The 1111-nt window shown below is 76.7% G+C and carries 1 protein-coding gene and 1 pseudogene; both read right to left on the bottom strand.

The annotated features are described in order from the left end of the window. Positions 1–516: DUF6807 family protein (locus ACWDX9_RS63600; RefSeq protein WP_449973500.1), on the bottom strand; the 516-nt coding region annotated here is incomplete at its 3' end. A gap of 178 nt (positions 517–694) precedes the next feature. Beyond that, positions 695–1111 (bottom strand): annotated as a pseudogene (locus ACWDX9_RS63595) (hypothetical protein); the annotation flags it as partial.

The following is a 1111-nucleotide window of genomic DNA, read 5'->3' as shown; positions in this document are numbered from 1 at the left end:
GTCGAAGGCGGGGCCGCGCCAGAAGACGCCGCCGTAGCCGGCGCCGATGCGGCCCAGCGCCGCCGGGGTGCGCCACGGCAGCGGCCGGTCGGTGGCGTTGGTGAGCCGGGTGTGCACGCTCAGGGACCAGGCCGTCTCGTCCACCGGCCGGCAGGTGATCGAGCGCTGCTCCCGCAGCAGCGTCGCCTGGCGCGGGTCGGCCCATTCGAGGGTGTGGTGCAGCTCGGTGTTGGTGCGGCGCAGCCAGCGCTGGTGGCGCTGGGCGCCGTGGTTGTCCAGCCAGGCCGGGCCGTGGCCGGCGACGAAGGTGCGCCCGCCCCAGAAGTTGCACCCGTCGAGGTCGGGGGCGGCCACGCTGATGCCGAACTGGTGGGGGTGCGAGTCGGGCGCCGCGTCGGTGACGGTGACGCCGGCGAGCGTGCGCACGGGATGGAGGTAGGGGCGCGGGGACGCCGACAGCGGCAGGTCGGGCTCCCATACGTACTCGGCGACGTCCTGCCCGCGCAGCCTCAGCACGGCGACTCCGCGCGGCCGGTCGGTGCGCGCGGGAGGTACGCCGGGAGCGTGCATGGTCGTATCGCCGCCTCTCTGGGCCTCGACGAGGCCGAGGGTCTTTCCCCAGGGTTGAGCGTACGACACTTCCCGGTTCCCCCAGCTTCGAGATCGGCGGTGCGCATTGCGTGCCCCGGTGGGGTCACGCGGGACGGGACACGGAGGTCAGCGGCAGCCCGAGGTCGTCGAGGCGGACGGCCTCCCCGGTGCGCAACGACTCGTTGCCCGCGACCCCGGTCAGGACGCTCGCGGCGCCGTCGAGGAACCCGGCCTGCCGGCGCAGCGGGTCGCCGGAGGCGCCGCGGAACACCTCGTCGAGCAGCATCGTGTCGCCACCACCATGCCCGCCACTGGGCCCGCCACTGGGCCCGCCACTGGGCCCGCCACTGGGCCCGCCACTGGGCCCGCCACTGGGCCCGCCGCCGCCCTCGGGGATCGGCACCTGACGGGCGGGCTCCCAGTGCCGCTGCAGGAGGAGCCGCGCGCCCCGGCGGCGCGGCTGCTCCGGCTCTCCGCCCTGGCCGCCGTCCGCGGCGCGGGGGTCCACGGCGGTGGCGGC

This window comes from Nonomuraea sp. NPDC003201 (assembly GCF_053590415.1).
This window is presented reverse-complemented; position numbering and strand designations above follow the sequence as displayed.